The following is a 22,491-nucleotide window of genomic DNA, read 5'->3' on the forward strand; positions in this document are numbered from 1 at the left end:
ACAATCGGAAAGTTCCCATGCAAAAACGCTTCGCCGCCGCCCTTCTCCTCGCCGCCGTCGCCGCGCCCGTCTCGGCTCAATCGGGCATCGACGCCGCCAACCTGACCGAAACCGTGCGCACCCTCGCCTCGGACCAGTTCCAGGGCCGCGCGCCCGGTACGGTCGGCGAGGAACGCACGGTCGGTTATCTGATCGGCCGGCTGGAGGCGATGGGGCTCGAACCCGCAGGGGTCGACGGCGGCTGGACTCAGCCCGTGCCCTTGCTCCACACCCGCCTCGGCACGCCCGAAACGCTCGCCTTCGACCGCAAGGGCGCTGCGACGCCGCTGACCTTCGGCACCGACATCTATGTCTCGACGCTCCAGCCGAAGGAGCGCGCGGTGGTCGCGAACGCGTCGATGGTCTTCGTCGGTTACGGCGTCAGCGCGCCCGAGCGCGGCTGGGACGATTTCAAGGGACAGGATTTGAAGGGCAAGGTCGCGGTGTTCCTGATCAACGACCCCGATTTCGTCGCGGCAAAGGGTGAGGACCCGTTCGGCAAGTTCGGCGGCCGGACGATGACCTATTACGGCCGCTGGACCTACAAGTTCGAGGAGGCCGCCCGCCGCGGCGCGGTCGCGGCGCTGATCGTCCACGACAGCGAGGGCGTCGGCTATGGCTGGAACGTCGTCAAAAGCGGCGGCGGCGAAAATTACGGCCTTGTCGTCCCGCCCGAAAAGGTGACGAGCCTCGCGCTTCAGGGTTGGATCTCGGGCGAGACCGCGACAAGATTATTCGCCGATGCCGGGCAGGATCTGGAGAAATTGCGCGTCACAGCGCGCCGCAAGGATTTCAAGCCCATCGACCTCGGCGCGACTTTCGACGCCGCGATCCCCGTGACGCAGGAGGTGGTGCAGAGCCAGAATGTGCTGGCGAAGATTTCCGGCACGAAACGCCCCGACGAAGTCGTCGTCTATGGCGCGCACTGGGACGCATACGGAGAGGGTCCGCCCGACGAGCAGGGCCGCATCTATCGCGCGGGCGCGAACGACGACGCGCTCGGCGTCGCGGGACTGTTCGAGATCGCCCGTAATTTCAAGGCCGCGCCGCCGCCCGACCGCACGATCGCCTTCGCCTTCTGGACCGCCGAAGAGCGCGGCCTGCTGGGGTCCGAAGCCTATGCCGAAAAGCCCATCTTCCCGCTCGAAAAGACCGTCGCCAACCTCGGTCTCGACATCCTCCAGACCGCCGGCCGCGCCAGGGACGTCGTCCTCGTCGGCAAGGGGCAGGGCACGCTCGAAGACGATCTCGCGCGCGTCGCAGCCACGCAGGGCCGCACGGTCAGCATCGAGAGTCTGCCCGAACGCGGGCTCTTCTATCGCGCCGACCATTTCAGCCTTGCCAAGCGCGGCGTTCCCGTCCTCCTGATGATGGGCATCGCCGGCGCGTCGGACCTTGTCGACGGCGGCAAGGAGGCCGGCCAGAAGTGGGTCGATGCCTATACGGGCAAATGCTATCATCAGGCATGCGACGCTTGGGGGGCGGACTGGAACCTCGATGGCGCGGTTCAGGACATCGATGTTTTCTACCGGATCGGCGATGAGTTGGCGCGCTCGGCGCGCTGGCCCGAGTGGAAAGCGGGCAGCGAGTTCAAGGCCATTCGCGACCGGAGCGCCGCATCGCGGAAATAGGGCGTGATGTGCGGAGGCGTCGGGTTTCGGCCGGAGGTCGCCGATAGAGATATGTGCCCCGGCGAAAGCCGGGGTCCAGAATTCCCGCGCTAGCGTTGCGCCTTTACGCACTCGGCCCCGGCTTTCGCCGGGGTGCACAAGGGTCAGATCCCCACCCCGAAACCGCCGCGTCTTGCGGCTTCCCGCGCCGAGGATTACTCCCGCCTCATGAGCGACGACAAAATCTTCATCAGCGCGAACGATCTGCTCGCCGACTCGCTGCGCCTCGGCATGCAGGTGGTGGCCAGCGACTTCAAACCGACGCACCTCGTCGGCATCTGGCGCGGCGGGGCGCCGGTCGGGATCGCGGTGCAGGAACTGCTCGACTATCACGGCCACCACTGCGACCATATCGCGATCCGCACCTCCTCCTATAAAGGCATCGACAGACAGGACCCGCAGGTAAAAGTCTTTGCCCTCGGCTATCTGATCGACACGCTGAATCCCGAGGACCGGCTGCTCATCATCGACGATGTCTTCGACAGCGGCCGCAGCATCCGCGCCTTCATAGCGGAACTCAAGGCGCGCTGCCGCCACAATATGCCGCGCGACATCCGCATCGCGACGGTGTGGTTCAAACCGGGGCGCAACGTTACCGACCTCCGCCCCGATTTCTTCGTCCACGAAACCGACCGGTGGCTGATCTTCCCGCACGAGATCGACGGGCTGACGGTCGAGGAAATCCGCCGCCACAAGCCCGAGGCGGCGATCATCCTCGGGCTGGAAGAGGAGGTGCCCCGTGCCTGACGGCTTCGCTTCGCGCGACGAGCGCGCCGCCTTCATCGCTCGCCTGCCCAAGGCCGAACTGCACCTCCATATCGAAGGCTCGCTCGAACCCGAGCTGATGTTCGAACTGGCGCAGCGCAACAATGTCGTGATTCCCTTTGCCAGCGTCGAGGACGTGCGCGCCGCCTACGCCTTCTCGAACCTGCAAGATTTTCTCGATATCTATTATCAGGGGATGGGCGTCCTTCATGGCGAGCAGGATTTTTACGACCTGACCGCCGCCTATTGCGCGCGTGCGAATGCGGACAATGTCCGGCACATCGAAATCTTCTTTGACCCGCAGGGCCACACAGCGCGCGGCGTCGCCATCGAAACCGTCATCGCCGGCATCGCGCGGGCGCTCGACGATGCCGAGGCCGGCTACGGGATGACGTCGAAGCTCATCCTGTGCTTCCTCCGCCACCTCAGCGAAGCCGAGGCCGAAGCGACGCTCGACGCCGCGCTGCCGTATCTGGGCCGTATCGACGGCGTCGGGCTCGACTCGTCCGAAGTCGGCCATCCGCCGTCGAAGTTCGAACGCGTCTTCGCGCGCGCTCGCCGCCTTGGGCTCAAGATCGTCGCACATGCCGGCGAGGAGGGACCGCCCGAATATATTGTCGAGGCGCTCGACCTGCTGAAAGTCGACCGCATCGACCACGGCAACCGCAGCCTCGAGGACCCCGCGCTGGTCGCGCGCCTTGCGGCCGGGGGTATCACACTCACCGTCTGCCCACTCTCGAACCTGAAGCTCTGCGTCGTCGACGACATCGCGCGCCATCCGCTGAAGGTCATGCTCGACGCGGGCATCAAGGCAACGGTGAACAGCGACGACCCCAGCTATTTCGGCGGCTATGTGAACGCCAACTACCAGGCGGTCGCCGACGCGCTCGACCTGTCGAAGGCCGAGCTTGTCACACTCGCGCGCAACAGCTTCACCGGTTCGTTTCTCGATGACGCCGCAAAGGCGCGCCACCTCGCCGCGATCGACGCCTGCGCCTGACCGGCGTCAGGCCGCGATCAGCACGCCGTGATAGGTGCGGTCCTCGAACGCACGCCCGGCGCCCATCGCGACGCAGATCAGCGCATCGTCGGCAACCACGACGGGCAGCCCGGTCGCGCGCGCGATCGCTTCGTCCATACGGCGCAGCAGCGCGCCGCCGCCGGTCAGCGTGATACCCTCGTCGATGATGTCGGCCGAGAGTTCGGGCGGCGTCTGTTCGAGCGCCGCGCGCACCGCGCCGACGATCTGTCCGACCGGCTCCGCGAGCGCCTCGGCGATTTCGGCCTCGGTCACCCGCACCTCGGCCGGACGGCCGGTCACCAGGTCGCGGCCCTTGACCCCCATCACCATGCCGTCGCCTGCGGGCGGCGTCGCGCAGCCGATCGTCAGCTTGACGCGCTCGGCGGTCATTTCGCCGATCATCAGATTATGCTTGCGGCGGATAAACGACGAAATCATGTCGTCCATCTTGTCGCCGCCGACGCGCACCGAATTGCTGTAGGCGATGCCGCTCAGCGACAGGACCGCGACTTCGGTCGTGCCGCCGCCGATGTCGACGACCATCGCCCCGCGCGGCTCGGCGACCTGCAAGCCGGCGCCGATCGCGGCGGCGAGCGATTCCTCGATCAACTGCACCGACGCCGCGCCGGCATTGCTCGCGGCGTCGCGGATCGCGCGGCGCTCGACCATCGTCGAGCCCGCCGGGACGCAGATCACGACGTGGCTGCGCTGGACGAAGCGGCTGGGGCCGCCCTGCGCCTTGTCCATGAAATGCTTCAGCATCTGTTCGGCTACGTCGATGTCGGCGATCACGCCGTCGCGCAAGGGGCGGATCGCCTGGATATTGTCGGGGGTCTTGCCCATCATCAGCTTGGCTTCATTGCCGACGACCTTGACCCGGCGGACGCCATCGCGCGTTTCCAGCGCAACCACCGACGGTTCGTTCAACACGATGCCCTTGTCGCGCACATAAACGACGGTGTTCACGGTACCCAGATCGATAGCCATATTGTGCGCGGCCGACGCAAAGCGATTAAAAAACTTCATATGCGGGGCAAATGCCTTCGGGAATGAATGGAAGGATCAGGCGTGCTGGCCCTTCGGCGCCCTCAACGTCTGGTCCCATGATCGACTGCGTCGAAGCCGCAGACGCGTCAACGAAAGCGGCAGTCAATACTGCCAGAACGGTTGTTTCTCAGGCTCGGTTGATCGATCGGTTCAAAATTCGGGACCAGCCGAATCCGGAACGAGAAATTTCAGACCCTGCAACCGGACGATCCGATCACCCTCACACACCGGCGCCGCGATCAGCCGCATCCAGCGGCGCGGCGCCTGCGCCGGGCAGATTTCGACGTCGAGGGTAAAGCCGCGCCGATGGCGGATCGCATAGGCGCGGAGTTTCTCCATCGCCACGCGCGATCCCTCGGCATAGAGCGCGACGGCCTCGCCGCGCGCCACCGCCGCGCCGCGCGGGATACCGAAAATGTCATAGACTTCGTCCGACCAGCTCAGCCGGTCCTTGTCGGTGAGGTCGCATTCCCATTGCCCGACGCGGACGGCTGCTGGCGCCAACCGCGCGGCGACATCCACAACGTCGGGGATCGGATCGAGCGTTTCGCAGCGGTGCAGCCGCCCCAGCTCGAAAAAGCGCTCACGCTCGTAGAGCGGCCAGCTGTGATGGACAGGCAAGGGATGGGTCGGCTTCAACGCGCTGGTCTTCCATTGGGTGGCCAAGGATAGGCGACCAGCACTTAACAACAAGTGATGCGCGTGGACAGTCTTTCGGTGCGCTATCGTCCGCGCGCGAGCGCGATTCCTGCCAGATTCTGTGTTCGCTTGATATGGCGCACGGCGGGCACCGGCCCGTCGCCGGTGAGTGCCCGGAAATGGGCGAGATGCTCCGCCGCTTCGCCACGCGCGCGCACCGTGCCGTTCGCTTGCGCCACGACCGCCGCCGCGTCGCCGAGCAGGATGAAATCGGTCAGCCGCATGTCCTGCGCCAGCCGAAGCGCTGCGATCAGCGCGAGCCACTCGGCATCCATGCTGCTGCCTATCCCCGCGTCGCGCACTACCACCGCCGCACCGCCGGTCACAACGGCGGTTTCCATCCGCCCGGGATTGGGCCGGCAGCCCCCGTCGAAATAGATTTTGATGCGGCGCGTCGTCACCGGATTGTCCTAAACGATCAGAATGTCCCGCGCACCGAAAAGGCGAAGATCGGCCCGATCAGCCGGTCGCGCTGTTCGATGAAGGAAACCGGACTATCGCCGCGCACCCCGGTATAGACGATGCGGTCGCGTTTCGATCGCGCATTGACCATGTTCGAAACCTGGGCGCGGACGGTGAGGCCGAACACATCCTTGTTCTCGACGAACAACGACGCCCATACCGGCCCTTCCCAGACCTTGTCGGTCTGGTTCCGGCGATAATTGGGCTGGTAATGGGCATATTCGAGGTCGCCACCCCACGCCCAGTCGCTCGCGGGGATATCGTGACGCAGGCCGAGCTCGACGACAGTGTCGGTGAAACCGCTCCATTGGCGCTTTTCGCCGGTGAACGGATCGCGCAGCGAGCTTTTCTGAAGCAGCAGGCGCGTGGTGAGGCGCACTCCCTTGAGCCCCGCGGGATCGAGATTGAAGGTCGAGGTCCAGTCGATCGCCCCCGCTTTGGCCTTCGCGATATTGCCGACCGCCTCGCCGGTTTCGCCGACCGGGATCACATCAACGCGATCCTCGACATCGCGATAGATGAAGATCAGTTTCGTCGATCCCCATGGGCCGAGCTTCTTGTTGATCTCGCCCTCATAGGTCCAGTCCTGTTGCGGGCGCAGGTCGTTGTTGCTCTCATTCTGGTTGCCGTCGTTGAGGAAGGCGCGGGCAAGAAAGTCATAGAAGGAAAGCTGGAGAACCCGCCGCCTGAGCTTCACCGAAACGTCGAAATCGGCGGACGGCGTCCAGGCAAGCGAGATCGACCCTTTGGGCCGGAAAAAGCTGCGCGTCAGGCCGTTTGCCCCTGTCTGCGTTATCGTCGAGTGCTCGGCACCCGCGACGATCTGGAAATTGAGCTTGCCGGTCAGCTTGCGGCCAAAGCTCAAAAGTCCTTCGTAGCGATCCTCGCTCACCCCGCCGGTGCCGCCGGCGAACGGCTGTTCGACGAAGTCGCCCGAAGGATCGAGCACGCCGATAAAAGCGACATTATCGAGCGTGTTGAACGCCGCCTCGCCCGACAATTGCCAATCGCCTCCGAACATCCGCCACTGATATTCGCCGCGCCCGATCGTCTCGCCGAGGTCGCCCACCTGCGCAAAACGATCGCCGATCGCAGGGGGGGCGTCATCCGGGGTCGATACCACTTCCGACGAATAGGGTTCATGGCTGAAGCGGCGCAGTCCGATCAGCTTGAGCTTTCCGGGGCCAAGGCCGAACTGCCAGTCGCCGCTGAGTTCGTAATTCCAGCTATCGGCATTGTCGCGCACGGTGCGGACGCTGTCGGGCAGCCCCGGCCCCGTACGCACGCCGTCCTCGTAATAGCGGTCATATTTGCGCTGATAATGGCCGCCGAGATTGGCGACGGTGTCGCCCGCCGGGTCCCAGGTGATACGTCCCGACAGCTTCGGCGTGTCATAATGGGTGTGCCAGATATCCTTGCGCCGCTCAATGATATTGCCCGCGCCGTCATAGATCAGCGTCGGGCCGCCCGCGCCGCTACGCGCCGAATCGTCGTTATTCAGCGATGCCTCATATTCGACATCGCCCGACCGCCCGCGCACCGACACGTCGCCGCGGGTGAACAGCGGATCGGTGTAATGCGGCCGAAACTGCGGCTTCCACGAAAATTGCCCCGAAAAACTGTCGGCGCGATAGACGATATTGGCGACCTGCCCCGACAATCCGGGGATATCGAGCGTCGCCCCATCGGCGATCTCGATCCGTTCCACATTGCCGGCAGGAATGCGCGACAGCTGCGTATACATGTCGTCGGCCTTGTTCGACGGCCGCTCGCCATTGAACAGAACATTGCCCGTGGCCTGCCCCAGCCCGCGCAACAGTTCATTGTCGCGGATCTGGAAACTCGGAACCTGGGCAAGCATGTCATAGGCGTTGACGGGCGCGTAGCGCGCGAAGTCGGCGGGGGTATAGACTTGCCGCGCCGGGGTGGTCGCGGTGGGAGCAATTTCGGTCGCTGCGGGTGGCGGCGTGTCGCCGCTCGGCACGGCCGCTTCCTGTGCGAGCGCCGGCGTGGAAAGCGCGCCCGCAATCGCCGCGAAGCTGGTCCATCGTTTCACTTGGATTGTCCCCCCGCCGCGCGGTTCATCGCCTGCGCATATTCGCCCGTCACGCCCATCGCCTTCATGCCGACCACCTCGTCGGCGCTCAGCTTCCGGTATCCCGCCGCGGCAAGCCCGCGCACATAGGCGCCGTCAACGCCCAGCGCCTTGCAAGCGATCGCATCCTCGACATCGGTCAGCACGAGCGCCTCGGACCTGAGGTCGCGCACATATTCGGGCCGCACATCGAGCGCGGCGGCGGCGATCAGGTCATCGGCGTCCTTCGGTCGCACGCCTTCGCGCGTCAGCCCGTCGGCGAGTTCGATCGACGCGTCGACAAGTAGCATCGCGAGCAAGCTCGAACGCTGCTCGGGCGCGAGGCCGCGTTCGCCCAGCGCCCTTTCGAACGCCGGATCGGAGGTAAAGCGGCATTCGCCACCCCCGTCGAAAGCGCGGGTCAGCGTGCCGGTGCACGACAAGGTGCCGGCGTCGTGCGCGACCTCAAAGCGGACCGGCCCCGGCGTCTCGCGCGAGAGCGCAACTTCGGCTTTCGCAAAATAGGACCGCGAGCCGTCGAACGTCTGGTCGCTGCTCGACTTCCTGTGCTGGATGCGAATGCGCGGGGCGCCTTTCTTTCCGCTCGCGGGCTCGGCAACCCAGCGCACATCGGTCAGCACCAGCGGATCGGCGGCGGCGGTCGGCGCCGAACAGGCGAAGATCGACAGCAACGCGGCGCCGCCTGCAAAATACAAAGCCTTCATTTGGTGCACTCCTCCCTCCGTGCGCCAGGCGAGCGTCATCGCTCGCCGCCGCAGCGGCATTTTTCAAACAAGGTTTCGATTAATCGTCGGCGCGTTCGGATGAACGGTCGGGCGTCAGTCGTCCGGGGACGGCGGCGGCGCCGGAGGCTGGGGCATTGCCGGGAATTCGATCCGGGCGGTGCGGCCGTCGGCGCGGCGCGCCTCGATCACGCCGCGTTCCATGTCGACGACGGCGACGTCGCCGCCGCGGACGGCCCTCGCGACCGGCTGCGGCGTCGCCGCGGCGCGAGCCCTCGCCACCGGGCGGACCCCGCCCGTCGCGCGCAGTTCGATTGCGTCGTCGGCGTCGCGCATCTTCACGCCCGATCTCTTCATCTCGGTGACGAAATCGCAGTCGACCCCCATCGCCTTCAGCGCGATCAGATCGTCGATGCCGGCCCCCGGAAAGTGCGAGCGCATGTCGCGTGCGAATGCCGCATCGACCCCGACATGGCGGGCGCCCACCAGATCGTCGAAACCGGCGCCGGGAATGATCGCACGCATCTGCCTGATATAGGCGGGATCGATCCCGCTTGCCTTGGCCGAGATGATGTCGTCGGCATCCATCGACCCGCCATTCTCGCGCAGCTTCTCGACATATTCGGGAGTCACGCCGACCGCGCGCATCCCTACCAGCTGTTCGGCGGTCAGCGGCTTTGACGTCGCCGTCGCACTCCCCTCGACCGCAGCGTTTTTCGCAGCCGCAACCGCCTGCGAAGTCACGGCCGTCTTCGTGGTGGTCGAGGCGGCAACCGTGTGGACGCCGGTCGCCGCCTCGGGCTTGGCCGTCGCCGAGAAGGCGGCGAGCGGCGCGGTGACGCCCGCCAGTACGACGAGGCTCATCAGCATCCAGCTTGCGCTCGCGGGGCCGCGCCGCAGGCTGCCGTCGAGCACACGCGTGATCCGCCGTTTGAGGCTGTCCTTGCCCGGCGCGACGCCATGCGCGGCGAGCAGCGTCCCCTGATTGTCGTGGCGCGCCGCACCGACGAGCAGGGTCGCATAATCGGGACCGTCGATATCGGCCATCAGCACCGCGTCGTCGGCGGCTTCCTCACGCAATTGATGGCTTTCGCGCGCCAGCATCCACACCAGGGGATTGAACCAGAAGACCGCACAGGCAACGCGCGCACCAAGCAGCTTTGCCCAGTCGAGCCGCGCAACATGCGCCAGCTCGTGCGCGATGATCGCCTCGGCTTCGCCCGCCGCCGCGACGGCCTTCGGGCTCAGCACGATCGTCGGGCGCAGCACGCCCCAGCTGATCGGCGAGCGCAGCTCGTTGCTGACCAGCAGCGCGGTGCCATGCTTGAACCCCATGCGCCGCTGCGCCTCCGCGAGCGCCGACAGCCACGATCCTTCGACCAATATCTCCGCGCGGCGGCGCATCGCGAACAGCCGCACCACCGCCAGCGCCATCACTCCCGACAGCAACGCGAGCGGGACAAGGTAGAGAAAGGGGGCAAGGTCGCTCCATGCCATTACGATCGGCGTCGATCCGGCCGTATCCACCACGACAGGGACTGAAGTCGTGGCGGGGGCCGGATCGATCGCCGATCCCCCGGTTGTCACCATCTCCACCGCCGGCGCGGCGAACCAGCTCGCGGGCAGCGGGGCCCATTGCGGCAGCGAAAGGATCGCGGCGGGCAAGGCGAGCAGCGCCGCGAGCCCGGCATGCGCGATCATCGACCGCTCGCCCGCCGAACGTGCCCGCGCGAGGCGGAGCAGCCCGAGCGTCACGCCCGCGACGACGACGGATTTCCAGGCGAGGCCCAGCAACATGGCGGCGGTCAGCATCACCCTCTCCCTTCGCGCGCCTTGGCGATCATTTTTTCAAGTTCGTCGAGTTCGTCGCCCGTCATCTCGTCCTGCATGCCGAGCAGCGCCGCGGCTGCGCTGGTCGCCGATCCGTTGAAGAAGACGCGCACGACCTGGCTCAGCGCCGATTTGCGCGCGGTCTTGTCCGACACGCTCGGCGCATAGACGAAGCCGCGTTCGGACGCCTCGCGCACGACAAAGCCCTTGGTCTCGAGCCGCTTCAGCATCGCGCGGATCGCCGAACCCGACAGCGGATCGGCGAGCGCGTCGCCGATCTCGGTGACCGTGGAAGCACCGCGCTCGTACAGGATATCGACGATCTCGCGTTCCCGCGGGGGTAGACTGGACAGCATTTCGAATCACCTCATGCGCTACATTTGTAGCGTGCTACATTTGTAGCGCGTGCTTGGCAAGGGGTTTTGTTCGAATAATACGCGTCGTTCGTCGAACAGCGGCTTGGCCGGGCGAGCCGTCACGCGGCCCCCGACGCGAGATATGGGCGAAAGCCCCTGTCGCCCCGCTCGCCAAAAAAAAAGAGCCCGGCGAATCGCTCCGCCGGGCTCCGTTGTAACTTGATCCTGTCCGTCCGCTTATTCGCGGTTGCCCATCAGGTTGAGCAGGAAGGTGAACATGTTGACGAAGTCGAGATAGAGCGTCAGCGCGCCCATGATCACCGACTTGCCGACAAAGTCGGTCCCGCGTACATAGAAATACATGCTCTTGATCTTCTGCGTGTCATAGGCGGTGAGGCCCGCGAAGAGCAGCACGCCGATCACGCTGATCGCAAGGCTGAGCGCGGTCGACTGCACGAACATGTTGATCAGCATCGCGACGAGGATGCCGACGACACCCATGATCAGGAAGGTGCCGAAGCCCGACAAATCCTTTTTGGTCGTATAACCATAGAGGCTGAGACCGAGGAAGGCCGCCGCGGTCGCGAAGAAAGTGGTCGCGATCGACGAGGCGGTGAAGGCCAGAAAGATCGTCGACATCGACAGGCCCATCACCGCGGCGTAGACCCAGAACAGCGCCTGCGCGGCGCCGGTCGACAGCTTGTTGATGCCAAAGCTCAGCACCAGCACGAAGGCCAGCGGCGCGAGCATCACCACCCACATCAGCGGGCTGCCGATCAGCGAGGCGGTAAAGCCCGAGTTGAACGCCAGCATCGCGACGATGCCGGTCAGCAGCACGCCCGAGCCCATATAATTGTAAACCGACAGCATGTACGACCGCAGGCCGGCATCGACGGCCTGGTCCATTGCGTTCGCGCCGGCCCCGAAACCGGAAGCCGCCATATTGGGGTCGTTCCAATTCGCCATTTTTCATCTCCATAACCGGCCAGCCCATACCGGCCGTAAGCAGCAATATCGGGAGTTTCCCCGCGGGTTTCAAGCGAAACCGGACATCAGCAATATTCCAGCAACAATTATGCCGCGAACAGTTAGGGGTCGCGGTCCGAAACATCGCCGCTTATGCTGCCCGGCATGTCCACGCACCGCCTCTTCGTCGCGCTGCGCCCGCCGCGTCCGGTCCGCCAACTTTTGATCGCCGCGATGCACGGCATTTCGGGCGCGCGCTGGCAGAGCGACGAGCAATTGCACCTGACGCTGCGCTTCATCGGCGAGGTCGATCATCACTTGGCGGAAGATATCGCCGCGGCGCTCGGGGCGCTCCATGCCCCCGCAATCGGTGCGCGCATCGCCGGGGCAGGCCTGTTCGAGCGGCAGGGTCGCCCGCATATGGTCTGGGCGGGTGTCGAGCCGCATGAGCCGCTCGCCGCGCTGCACCGCAAGGTCGATCAGTTGCTCGCGCGCGTTGGCGTCTCACCCGAATCGCGCGCCTTTCTGCCGCATATCACGCTGGCGCGGCTCAACCGCGGGTCGGGGCCGGTCGCCCCATTCTTGGCGATGAACAGCGATCTCGCGAGCCCGCCGTTCGAATTCGGCCATGTCACGCTGTACGAAAGCGAGATGGGCCACGGCGGCTCGCGCTATCACCCCGTCGTACGTTATCCGCTGGAAGAAAATTCCGCGACGAGCGCCGCGGCGACCCCAGCGACATCATCCCACGTCGTCGCAAAGCCGTCGTCCTTGCCATAATAGGGGTCGGTGACGCCCTCACCGCCGCGTCCGGGGATGAGGTCGAGCATCAGCCTGAGATCGGCGGTCGCATCCCCAGGGCGGATCGCCCGCGCGTCGCGCAGATTCGTCTGGTCGGCCGCAAGGATCAGGTCAAAGCGATAGAAATCGTCCGATGACAATTGGCGCGCGCGCAGGTCCGATATGTCGATGCCGCGGCGCAGCGCCTCGGCCTGCGCGCGGTCGTCGGGGGCGTGGCCGACGTGCCAGTCGCCCGTCCCCGCCGAATCGAGCACCGCGTCGATGCCGGCGTGCGCGAAGGCCGCACGGGCGGCGGCTTCGGCGAGGGGCGAGCGGCAGATGTTGCCGAGGCAGAGGAAGAGGATCGCCGGTTTCGCAACTTTTCGATCTTCACGCATATAGCCGATATCGCTCCATAAAGTTGAACCGACTTTCAACTTGCGCCGTGGCGCGGCTCTGCTAGCCATGACGCATAACAGATAGAGGGTCAGGGAGAAGGTTGCCAGATGGCTGATACCGCCAGCGAAAATGACATGTCCGGTGCGCCCGCCGCCGCCGAGCCCAAAGCCACGGGTTACAGCTGGTACGTCCTGTCGGTGCTCGTCGTCGTCTATATCCTCAATTTCATCGACCGGCAGATCATCAGTATCCTCGCGGTCGATATCAAGGCCGACCTCGGCCTGTCCGACGGCGACATGGGCTTCCTCGGCGGCGCCGCCTTCGCGGTCTTTTATGCGCTGTTCGGCATCCCGCTCGGCCGCCTCGCCGACAATTGGAACCGCGTGAAGCTGCTGTCGATCGGGCTGACTTTATGGTCGGCGATGACCGCATTGTCGGGCATGGCCTACAACCAGCTGACCCTGACGCTCGCGCGCATGGGCGTCGGCGTCGGCGAAGCGACCGCGAGCCCCACCGCCTATTCGCTGATTTCGGACTATTTCCCCAAAAAACAGAAGGCGACCGCGCTCGCCATCTATTCGTCGGGGCTCTATCTGGGCGGCGGCGTGTCGCTGTTCATCGGCGCGCTGATCGTCGAGGCTTGGAACCGGTCCTATCCGGCGGGCGGCCCGATGGGTCTCGTCGGCTGGCAGGCAGCCTTCCTCGCGGTCGGCATCCCCGGGCTGCTGCTCGCGCTGTGGGTCGCCAGCTTGCGCGAGCCCGTACGCGGGGCGATGGACGGGACGCCGAGCCCGAGTTCGCCGACGCCCTTCCGCGAGTTCGGCAAGGATCTGGCAATGATCGTGCCGCCGCTGACGCTGCTCGGAGCGGCGAGACGCGGCCCCGCGGCGTTGGCGATCAATGCCGGTTTCGCCGCCGCAATCGCCGCCTTCGCTTGGTGGATGATCACGCTGACCGGCAATTTCCCGCAATGGTCGGCGGTCGCGCTCGGCTATTATGCAGTCTTTTCCTGGGCGTGCGCGCTCCGCGCGCACGATCCCGCGACCTTCCGGCTGATCTGGGGCACGCCGGCGTTCATCTGCACGACGCTGGGCTATGGCCTCGTCGCGCTCGCGGCGTACGGGCTCGCCTTCTGGTCGGCCCCCTATGCCGAGATCGTGCTGGGGCTGCCCAAGCAGGAGCTCGCCTTCATCCTCGGCGCCAATGGCGCGCTCGCCGGCTTCGTCGGGGTGATCATCGGCGGCCGCCTCGCCGACGCATTGCGCGCCCGCAATCCCGCGGGGCGCATCCTCATGATCCTGTTCGGCGTCATCGCGCCGATCATCCCGATCTGGATCGGCTATACGACCGAGAGCGGTACGATCTTCTATGTCATGAACTTCCTGGCCGGCATGTTCGGCGCGGCAGCCCTCGGCGCGGCGGCGGCGACGACGCAGGATCTGGTTCTGCCGCGGATGCGCGGCACGGCAACCGCCGCCTTCTTCCTCGGCACGACGCTCGTCGGCCTGTCCTTCGGCCCCTATCTGGTCGGGCAGATTTCGGACCTCGCGGGCACGATCGTCGACGGCAAGCCCGTCGGCGACCTGCGCACGGGCATATTGTCGCTGATCGGAGTCGCGCCGATCGCGGTCGCGCTGCTGCTCTATGCCTATCGCGCGGTACCGCAGGCCGAAGCGACGATCGCCGAGCGGGCTCGCGCGGCGGGCGCGCCGGCCTAGACCCGGCGCGCAGGCGGCGGCGTCAGTCGCCGCTGCCGCGAACGATCACGCCGCAGGCGACGCGGCCGCCGCTGTTGCCGCTGGGGTCGGTCTTGTAATCGTCGGGCCCGGCATGGATGACGAAAGCGGCACCATCGGCGTCGAGCAGCCCGCCGTCGCCTTCGAAGCGCGACCCGACGAGACGCAAGGTCGCGCGGCCGATCTGGTCGGGTTCGATCACGAGGTTGGGTAGGTCGCCATGGTGCGCGCCCATCGGATTTTCGCGCCCGTGCTGCGCGCCGGTCGGGTTCCAGTGCGGGCCCGCGCTCGCGAAGTCGGGCGGCGTGCACTGGCCGACGGCGTGCACGTGCATGCCATAGGTGCCGGGGCCGAAACCGCGCGCGACAAGTTCGATACGCAGGCCCGACGTGTCGCGATAGATATCGGCGCGGCCGCGATCGGCGCCCTTCGAATCGACAAGCGGGGCATAGGCGTCGGCCGGGGGCAACGTGCTCGTCGATTTACCGCCCATCCCGGCGCAGCCCGCGAGCGCCAGCGCCCCGGCGAGAACAAACCCCCGGGCGATGAAATTCTTCTCGTGCGAACCCGTCGTCATCTTGCTGCTCCCTGTCTTGACCACCGGAATCGGGACGCCGCGTCGGCGTGTGTCGATCCGTTCACCGACGATGCCCGTATTTGGCGGCGGTTCCAAGGGCATAGTCGGGTTTGGGACGCGCGAAACGCCGGGATCAGCGCCCCGCCTTGTCGCTGACCGCCTTGATCACCAGCGCCTTGTCGTCGGCGAGGTAGCGGCGCGCGAGCGTCTGCAACTCGGCCGGGGTCGCCGCTTCGACCTCGGCGATGCCGTTGCGGCTGCGGTCGAGGCGGTCGGCGTGCGTTGCCGCCTCCGCGACATAGTTCAGCCAATAGCTGTTCTCGCGCCGCGATTTCACCATCGCCTCGACCAGCGGCCGGCGTGCGCGGTCGAGCAGGTCCGCGTCGACCGGCGTATCGCGGAATTCCTTCGCTATGGCGAAAATCGCCGCGCGGGTCGTCGCCAAATCCTTATAATCGACATTGCTCGCGGCAAAGATGTGGCCATAGCCCGGAAATTCGTCCGACAGGCTTGCCGCCGCGCCGGGGCTGTAGCTTTCGCCGAGCCGCTCGCGCAGCTCCTCGGTCAGCTTGAGCTGCATCACGCGCGCGAGAAGGTTCAGGCGCATCGCCTCGGCGAGGTCGCTATCATCGCGCGCGGGCCAATAAACGCGCAGTTCCGCCTGCTCGGCCGGCCCCTTGTGGATCAACGTGCGTTCGCTGCGGTCGGTCGCATATTCGCGGACGCGCGCGTCGGCGCGCGGGTCGAAGGCGGCGCGCCGCTCGGGCAAGGCGCCGAAGGTCGCCGCGATCGCGTCGATCGCCGCCTGTTCGCCGATGTCGCCGACGACGCCGATCTCGATCGCGCCATGCGCGAAGCTGTCGGCGATCGCGGGTTCGAGCTGCGCCCAGTCGAGCGCCATCACCTTGTCGAGCGGCGGCGTCTGCGACCGCGGATCGTCGTTGGCGAGAATGCCGCCCGCATCGCGGCCGATCACCGCCGCCGGGGTCGCGTCGTTCGCGGCATATTGCTGCGGCAGCACGCGGCGGATCAGCGCGAGCCCGTCGGCGCGATAGCCGGGATGGATCAAATAGGCGGCCATCAACTTCGCCTGCAGCGCGAAATCCTCGGGCGAGGTCACCGCGCTGCCGCCAAAGCTGTCGGTGGCATTGCCGAAGACGGGGCTGATGGTCTTGCCCGCGAGGATCGAGCGCAGTTCGTCATAGCTGTGCGCTTCCAGCCCGCCGAGCATCAGCGAACCCGCGAGCGACACCTTCGTCGGATCGCCCTTCGTCGCGAGCAGGTTGCCGCCGTCGACGCGCAGCGACACCATGACCTTGTCCTTCTGAAAATCGGTCGTCTTGATGTTGAGCATCACATTGTTGGCGAAGCGGATGCGGCGGATATTGAGGTCCTCGACGCGTTCGTCGCTGACGATTTTTCCTGGCGTGCCGAAATCATCGTAAGCGAAGGCCGCGGTCGCGGCCTCGGCAGGCGCGGCGACCGCGACCTTGGCTGATGCCTGGAGGTCGGCGAGGATCGCGGCGGTGCCGTCCTCGACCGGTTTTTTCGTTGTCACACGCGCGAGCGGCGGGCTGAGCCCCTCCATCCGCTTGCGAAAGGCGGCGGTGACCGCGGCGGCGTCGAGCGACGGCGCGACGGCCTCGAACAGCGCCTGCGAGGTTTCGGGGCGTGTGAAGACGAAATCGCCCTCGGCCGCCGCGACCAGCGCGTCGGCGAGCGTCTCGCTGCGCCGCGTCGTCACGCCCGCGACGGCATTCCGGAACGCGGTGCGGCGGATCGCGAGCTGCTCATCGACCTCGGCCTGGGTAAAGCCATGTTCGATCGCGCGGCGTTGTTCCTGCTCGACGAGCGCGAGCGCCTCTTTCCACGCGCCTTCCTTCGCGACCGCGCCGACGGTGACCTGATCGAAAATCTTCCATCCCTCGGCGTCGCTGAAATAGCCGGTGAGGATCGGCGAATCTTCCCGGAGCGCGATCTTCGCGAGCCGGCGGCTGACGATCGCCTCACCGACATCCTCGGCCAGCTTGCGGGCGCGCTTCGCCTTGGTATCGCGCTCGTCCACCCATGGCTTGAAGCGCGCGATCGTCACCGAATCCTGGATCGCGGGATCGACGAAATCGTCGGCGGCGGCGGGACGGGCATAGTCGACATTGCCGATATCGGGATCGGCGCCCGCGGGGCCGCGCCCCTTCCAGTCCGCAAAGTGCGCCTTGATCTTCGCCTCGACCGCCGCAGGGTCGAAATCGCCGACCATCACCAGCGTCGCGCGCTCGGGCCGGTAATAGCGGTCGTAAAGGTCGCGAAGCCGCGCCGCGGGCGCGGTGCGGATCACCTCTTCGGTGCCGACGGGGATGCGGCTTGCCACCGTCATCCCCTTCATCTGGAAGTCGAGCTGGTCGATCAGGCTGCGCAGTTGGTAGGTATCGCGCGCGCGGCGTTCGGAGAGGATGATGCCGCGCTCGCGGTCGACTGCGGCGGGATCGATCGTCAGCTCGCTCGCCGCCTCGCGCATCAGCATCAGCCCGGTGTCGATCAAATCGTCCGACGCACCCGGCAGGTCGAGCTTGTAGACCGTCTCGTCGAACCCGGTCGAGGCATTGGTGTCGGCGCCGAACGCCAGCCCCTTGCGTTCGAGCAGCTTGATCATCTCACCCTCGGGCACATGGGTCGAACCGTTGAACGCCATATGTTCGAGGAAATGGGCGAGGCCGCGCTGGTCGTCGGCTTCGGCGAAGCTGCCGACGTCGAAGCGCATGCGGAGCACGACGCTGTCCTTGGGCGTGCTGTTTTTCAGCAGCGCATATTTCATCCCGTTCGGCAGCACGCCAAAGACGATGTTCGGGTCGACCGGAATGTCGCTGGCGGCGAAATTCCATGCGTTTGCTGCCGCATCCTGCGGGTTGACTGTCGTGGTCGCCACCGCCTTCGCGGACGCTTCCCCGGCATAAGCCGGAGCAGTCGTGGCGATGAGGAGGACGAGGGGCGACAGCGCGGTCGAGGCGCGCCGAACGAGGTTTTTGGTCATGGTCCCGATGTGGCCGCCACCCCGCGGACGGTCAAGCCGTCGTCACGCGACCCGGTCGACGCTTTCGACAGACGACATATGGGCGCGATTGGCGGCCTTCGCCGCATAGAGCGCGCGGTCGGCGACTTCGAACAGGTCGCGCGCGCTTGTGCCATGTTCGGGCCAGCTCGCGGTGCCGACGCCCGCACCGACGCCGATCGACCGCCCGTCTATGCGGTACGGTGCCGCCAGCGCGGCGAGGATATGGTCGGCGAGCGCCGTGCCGAGCAACGGCGAGCCGGCGGGCACGAGGATGGCGAATTCGTCGCCGCCCTGACGCGCGACGATCGCGTGGCTGCCGCAGCTGCGGCGCAGCCGCGCGGCAAGCTCGCACAGGACGCCGTCGCCGATCGCATGGCCGTGCTGATCGTTGATCGGCTTGAACCCGTTGAGGTCGAGCAGCGCGATCGCGAACGGGGTCGTCGCGTCGGCCTTGGCGATTTCCTCGTCGAGCCGCAGGTCGAATTCGCGGCGGTTGGCGAGGCCGGTGAGCGGGTCGGTGTGCGCGAGTTCGCGCATCTGGCGCTGCAATTCGAGCAGGTCGATCACCTGCCCGTGCTGCTGCACCACCATGCGCAGCAGAAACAGGGTCGCGATGACGAGGCTGGTGCCCGCCGCGATTTCGGGCGGATTGCCCGAGGTCAGCATCAGCGCCGACACCGGTCCGAGCCCGACACCGAGGTTGAGGAAGGTCGCGAAGCGGATCGACGACAGGCAGTAAGCGGTCGCGAGCGACCCCATCGCCATGATCATCGCATAATAGCTGTGCGTCTCAGGCGGCGCCGCGAGCCAGTTGGCCACCGTCCACAGGCTGCACATCGCGCCGGTGATGCCCGACACCCAGCTCGCCTCGCGAATGACGCGCCGCGCGCGGCGCGGGCTCATCCTGCGGCCGCGATTGTGGCGCAGGAACAGGAAGCCGAGGATGCCGACGACCGCGAGGATCACGGGAAAGCCGATGCGGATCACCGGATGCACGCTGTCGACCCCGGCATAGATGGCGGTCGGCGTCGTCGCCGCCAGCATCAGGAACAGCATCGGCGTCAGCGTTTCGACGCGATTGGCGCGCAGCAACGCGATATCGTCCCTGATCGCGTCCGGAATCGGCGGAAAGAACCGCATCTGCAGTGTATGATAGACCCCCGTCATGGGGGCGGGATAGCAAGGCCGGGTAAAGCAGGGGTTAAGGAACGAAATCTTGTCTTATCACGGGCCTAGGCGCGCGTCCGAGCCAGATGACTTGCGAAATATTAACCATGTTCGCCGACAAGCGGACCCCTAGTTTCGCGCCCGACAGGAGGCCACGCCATGTCTTACCCGATGCCGCAACTCGAACCATCCGGCGCCGCGCCGGCGGTGCCGATGCCGTCCGCCTCCCCGACGCTTCCGCAGGACGATACGCCCGCGCAACAGGCGGCGCGCGCGGCGCAGCTGGCCGCTACCCAGTCCGTTTACACATGGACGACGGACGTCCCGACCCTGCCCGGCGTGCCGCTCGCCACGACCGTTCCGAAGAATGACGAGCCGACGATCGCCTGGTTCGTGATCCTGATCGGCGTCGGGCTGGGCATTGTTCGGAACGCTTTAACGGTGAAGCTTGCCGGCGTCGACGCGGGGGAGTTGGGGAGCGAACTCGACAGCTCGCGCGCCACCTATGAAGCCGCGCTCACCGAATGCGACGCGATCGAAGCGTCGACCGCCAAGGTCGCGGCCGAGCATGGCGTCCACACCGGCGGCAATATCTTCGAACACATCGTCGGCGACGTCGAGAATGCCGTCGCCGCCGCCGAGCGCGACGCGCATATCGCGTTGCTCAAAGGCTATAAGGAGCGGCTTGAGGATCTGATGAAGGTCGAAGAGGCCACCAGCCTCGGCAGCAAGACGCCGCGGAGCGTCGAGGCGTATCGCGCGCTGTTCGCTACGCTGCCGGTTCCGGGCGTCAGCTATATGTTTCAAGACGATGCCGAGTTCGCGCGGCTGCGCGTGCAGGGGCCGAACTGCATGCTGATCGCCGCGGCCGGCGATGCGCTGCCCGCGAACTTCCCGCTGAGCGGCGCCCAATATGCCGCGGTCGTCAATGGCGATACGCTGGCGGCGGCCTTGGCCGACAGGCGCCTGTTCATGCTCGACTACAAGCCGCTCGAGGTCCTCGACCCAGGCACTTACGGCAGCCTTGCCAAATATGCCTGGCAGCCGATGGCTCTGTTCGCGGTGCCCCCGGGCGGCTCGTCGGCGGTGCCGGTAGCGATCCAGTGCGGGCAGGACCCCGCCGACTGGCCGATCTTCACCCCCTCGCCGACCTTCGACAAGCTATGGGGATGGGAAATGGCGAAATTCATCGTGCAGGTCGCCGACGGCAATTATCACGAGCTGTTCGCGCATCTCGCGCGCACCCATCTGGTGATCGAGGCGTTCGCGGTCGCGACGCACCGCCATCTTGCCGAAGTCCATCCGGTCTGGGCGCTGCTTGTCCCGCATTTCGAGGGCACCTTGTTCATCAACGAACAGGCGGCAACGTCGCTGATCGCAGCGGACGGCCCGATCGACCATATTTTCGCGGGCTCGATCGCGTCGAGCCAGCTCGCTGCCGTCGATGCGCGGCTGGCATTCGACTTTTACGGCAAGATGCCGCACGCCGACTTTGCAGAACGCGGCGTGGGCGTCGACTCGGCGCTCGCCGATTATCCCTATCGCGACGACGCACTGCTTGTGTGGGACGCGATCCACGAATGGGCGCGGCAATATATCGATCTTTATTATGCGCATGACGCCGACGTCGTAGCCGATACCGAGCTCGCCGCCTGGGCAGCGTGCCTCGCGGGCGAAGCGAAGATCAAGGGCTTCGGCCCCGTCACGACCCGCGCGCGGCTTGTCGAAATCTGCGCGATGGTGATCTTCACCGCGAGCGCGCAGCACGCCGCGGTCAATTTCCCGCAAAAGGACATCATGGCCTTTTCCCCCGCCGTCACGGGCGCGGGATGGCAGGCGGCGCCCAATGGCCAGCGCGGTCACGACAAGGCGGGCTGGCTCGCGATGATGCCGCCGATGGCGCTCGCGCTCGAACAGCTCAATTTGCTGGAACTGTTGGGGTCGGTCCACTACCGCCCGCTCGGCGATTATCGCAGCAACGCCTTTCCCTATCCGCTGTGGTTCCAGGACCCGCGCGTGACGGGCGCCGAGGGCCCGCTGGCGTGGTTCAAGGCCGCGCTTGCGGGCGTCGAGGCTGAGATTGTGGCGCGCAATAGCGAGCGGATGCAGCCCTACCCTTACCTGCAGCCGAGTTTGATCCCGACGAGCATCAATATCTGACGCAAAAATGAAAACCCCGGCGAAAGCCGGGGTTCTTTGTCAGCTTAGCTGGGCCCCGGCTTTCGCCGGGGTGCATATGGGCTCAGCTACCCTTTTTCTTGCGGTGGCTTTCGAGGTCGAGCACGGCATTCTCGCCGCCCTCGGGCATCAGGCCCAGCCGGCGCGCGACTTCCTGATAGGCCTCGACCTCGCCGCCGAGATCGCGGCGGAAGCGGTCCTTGTCGAGCTTTTCGTTCGTCGTCATGTCCCACAGACGGCAGCCGTCGGGGCTGATCTCGTCGGCGAGGATGATGCGGCTGAAGTCGCCTTCATAAAGGCGGCCGAACTCGAGCTTGAAGTCGACGAGGCGGATGCCGACCGCGGCGAACATGCCCGACATGAAGTCGTTGATGCGGATCGCCATGTCCTGGATGTCGTGGAGCTCGTCCTGGCTGCACCAGTTGAAGCAGGCGATATGCTCCTCGGCGACGAGCGGATCGCCGAGCGCGTCGTCCTTGTAGCAATATTCGATCAGGGTGCGCGGAAGCTGCGTGCCTTCCTCGATCCCGAGACGCTTCGACAGCGTGCCCGCCGCGACATTGCGCACGATCACCTCGATCGGCACGATCTCGACCTGCCGGATCAGCTGCTCGCGCATGTTGAGGCGGCGGATGAAGTGGGTGGGCACGCCGATATTGCCGAGCAGCGTGAAGACATGCTCCGAAATCCGGTTGTTGAGCACGCCCTTGCCGTTGATCGTCCCGCGCTTCTGCGCGTTGAACGCGGTCGCGTCGTCCTTGAAATATTGGATCAAGGTGCCCGGTTCGGGGCCTTCGTAAAGGATCTTGGCTTTGCCTTCGTAGATCTGGCGGCGACGGGCCATGGGCGCTTACTTTCTGTCGGAACCAAATGAATGGCCCCGGCAAGCGACTCAGGTGGAGACGCGGCGCCGGGGCGGTCGGGCGGCCTATA

At 66.0% G+C, this 22,491-nt stretch carries 19 protein-coding genes; 6 read left to right on the forward strand and 13 right to left on the reverse strand.

Going from position 1 to position 22,491, the window contains the following annotated elements:
- Positions 1-17 precede the first annotated feature (17 nt).
- The 3 genes from VSX79_RS14285 (at position 18) to VSX79_RS14295 (ending at position 3,474) form a co-directional block, all read left to right on the forward strand.
- Positions 18-1,670, forward strand: a complete 1,653-nt coding sequence (locus VSX79_RS14285) for a M20/M25/M40 family metallo-hydrolase (RefSeq protein WP_179494292.1) — start codon at positions 18-20, stop codon at positions 1,668-1,670.
- 207 nt (positions 1,671-1,877) lie between these two features.
- A complete protein-coding gene (locus tag VSX79_RS14290; protein ID WP_179494290.1) occupies positions 1,878-2,456 on the forward strand; it encodes a phosphoribosyltransferase in 579 nt (192 codons plus the stop codon).
- Positions 2,449-3,474 carry an adenosine deaminase gene (locus tag VSX79_RS14295; protein ID WP_179494288.1) on the forward strand — a complete coding sequence of 342 codons (1,026 nt, stop codon included), beginning with the start codon at positions 2,449-2,451 and terminating at the stop codon, positions 3,472-3,474. The genes VSX79_RS14290 and VSX79_RS14295 overlap by 8 nt, the downstream gene beginning before the upstream one ends.
- A gap of 6 nt (positions 3,475-3,480) precedes the next feature.
- Here VSX79_RS14295 and mreB read toward each other — a convergent pair whose 3' ends face one another.
- The 8 genes from mreB to VSX79_RS14335 all read right to left on the reverse strand — a co-directional run bounded on the left by mreB (position 3,481) and on the right by VSX79_RS14335 (position 11,672).
- Positions 3,481-4,521: a rod shape-determining protein gene (gene mreB, locus VSX79_RS14300; protein WP_179494286.1), complete on the reverse strand. Its 1,041-nt coding sequence runs from the start codon at positions 4,519-4,521 to the stop codon at positions 3,481-3,483.
- A gap of 171 nt (positions 4,522-4,692) precedes the next feature.
- Positions 4,693-5,181 (reverse strand): hypothetical protein, encoded by a 489-nt coding sequence (locus VSX79_RS14305; RefSeq protein ID WP_326913685.1) that lies wholly within the window; start codon positions 5,179-5,181, stop codon positions 4,693-4,695.
- An 83-nt stretch (positions 5,182-5,264) separates the two neighbouring features.
- On the reverse strand, positions 5,265-5,642 hold the full coding sequence (locus VSX79_RS14310) for a reverse transcriptase-like protein (protein WP_326913686.1): 378 nt from the start codon (positions 5,640-5,642) through the stop codon (positions 5,265-5,267).
- Between the two features lie 17 nt (positions 5,643-5,659).
- Complete coding sequence (locus VSX79_RS14315) at positions 5,660-7,759, reverse strand: TonB-dependent receptor plug domain-containing protein (protein ID WP_326913687.1); 2,100 nt, start codon at positions 7,757-7,759, stop codon at positions 5,660-5,662.
- Positions 7,756-8,502: a hypothetical protein gene (locus VSX79_RS14320; protein ID WP_326913688.1), complete on the reverse strand. Its 747-nt coding sequence runs from the start codon at positions 8,500-8,502 to the stop codon at positions 7,756-7,758. Before VSX79_RS14320 ends, VSX79_RS14315 begins: the two co-directional genes overlap by 4 nt.
- A 114-nt stretch (positions 8,503-8,616) precedes the next feature.
- A complete protein-coding gene (locus tag VSX79_RS14325) occupies positions 8,617-10,332 on the reverse strand; it encodes a M56 family metallopeptidase (RefSeq protein ID WP_326913689.1) in 1,716 nt (571 codons plus the stop codon).
- Positions 10,332-10,706, reverse strand: coding sequence for a BlaI/MecI/CopY family transcriptional regulator (locus VSX79_RS14330; RefSeq protein WP_179494278.1), 375 nt, complete (start codon positions 10,704-10,706; stop codon positions 10,332-10,334). Before VSX79_RS14330 ends, VSX79_RS14325 begins: the two co-directional genes overlap by 1 nt.
- Positions 10,707-10,943: 237 nt before the next feature.
- A complete protein-coding gene (locus tag VSX79_RS14335; protein ID WP_179494276.1) occupies positions 10,944-11,672 on the reverse strand; it encodes a Bax inhibitor-1/YccA family protein in 729 nt (242 codons plus the stop codon).
- Positions 11,673-11,837: 165 nt separating this feature from the next.
- Here VSX79_RS14335 and thpR point away from each other — a divergent pair, with 165 nt between their 5' ends.
- Positions 11,838-12,452, forward strand: coding sequence for an RNA 2',3'-cyclic phosphodiesterase (thpR, locus tag VSX79_RS14340; RefSeq protein ID WP_179494274.1), 615 nt, complete (start codon positions 11,838-11,840; stop codon positions 12,450-12,452).
- Here the strand turns inward: thpR and VSX79_RS14345 are convergent.
- Positions 12,362-12,850, reverse strand: coding sequence for a low molecular weight protein-tyrosine-phosphatase (locus tag VSX79_RS14345; RefSeq protein ID WP_179494272.1), 489 nt, complete (start codon positions 12,848-12,850; stop codon positions 12,362-12,364). The genes thpR and VSX79_RS14345 overlap by 91 nt on opposite strands.
- Before the next feature lie 108 nt (positions 12,851-12,958).
- On the opposite strand from VSX79_RS14345, the gene VSX79_RS14350 reads away from it, so the two are divergent.
- On the forward strand, positions 12,959-14,569 hold the full coding sequence (locus VSX79_RS14350; RefSeq protein ID WP_326913690.1) for a spinster family MFS transporter: 1,611 nt from the start codon (positions 12,959-12,961) through the stop codon (positions 14,567-14,569).
- 22 nt (positions 14,570-14,591) lie between these two features.
- Here VSX79_RS14350 and VSX79_RS14355 read toward each other — a convergent pair whose 3' ends face one another.
- The 3 genes from VSX79_RS14355 to VSX79_RS14365 all read right to left on the reverse strand — a co-directional run bounded on the left by VSX79_RS14355 (position 14,592) and on the right by VSX79_RS14365 (position 19,353).
- Positions 14,592-15,164 (reverse strand): superoxide dismutase family protein, encoded by a 573-nt coding sequence (locus tag VSX79_RS14355; RefSeq protein WP_257018012.1) that lies wholly within the window; start codon positions 15,162-15,164, stop codon positions 14,592-14,594.
- Positions 15,165-15,297: 133 nt separating this feature from the next.
- Positions 15,298-18,192 carry a M16 family metallopeptidase gene (locus VSX79_RS14360; protein ID WP_326913691.1) on the reverse strand — a complete coding sequence of 965 codons (2,895 nt, stop codon included), beginning with the start codon at positions 18,190-18,192 and terminating at the stop codon, positions 15,298-15,300.
- A 42-nt stretch (positions 18,193-18,234) separates the two neighbouring features.
- A complete protein-coding gene (locus VSX79_RS14365) occupies positions 18,235-19,353 on the reverse strand; it encodes a diguanylate cyclase domain-containing protein (RefSeq protein ID WP_326913692.1) in 1,119 nt (372 codons plus the stop codon).
- A 186-nt stretch (positions 19,354-19,539) separates the two neighbouring features.
- Between VSX79_RS14365 and VSX79_RS14370 the strand changes: the two genes are divergently transcribed.
- A complete protein-coding gene (locus VSX79_RS14370) occupies positions 19,540-21,540 on the forward strand; it encodes a lipoxygenase family protein (protein ID WP_326913693.1) in 2,001 nt (666 codons plus the stop codon).
- A gap of 82 nt (positions 21,541-21,622) precedes the next feature.
- Here VSX79_RS14370 and purC read toward each other — a convergent pair whose 3' ends face one another.
- Entirely contained in the window at positions 21,623-22,402 is a 780-nt protein-coding gene (purC, locus tag VSX79_RS14375; protein ID WP_037553641.1) for a phosphoribosylaminoimidazolesuccinocarboxamide synthase, read from the reverse strand.
- Positions 22,403-22,491: the final 89 nt, after the last annotated feature.

It is taken from the genome of Sphingopyxis chilensis (assembly GCF_035930445.1).
GTDB classification, from domain to species: Bacteria; Pseudomonadota; Alphaproteobacteria; order Sphingomonadales; family Sphingomonadaceae; genus Sphingopyxis; species Sphingopyxis chilensis.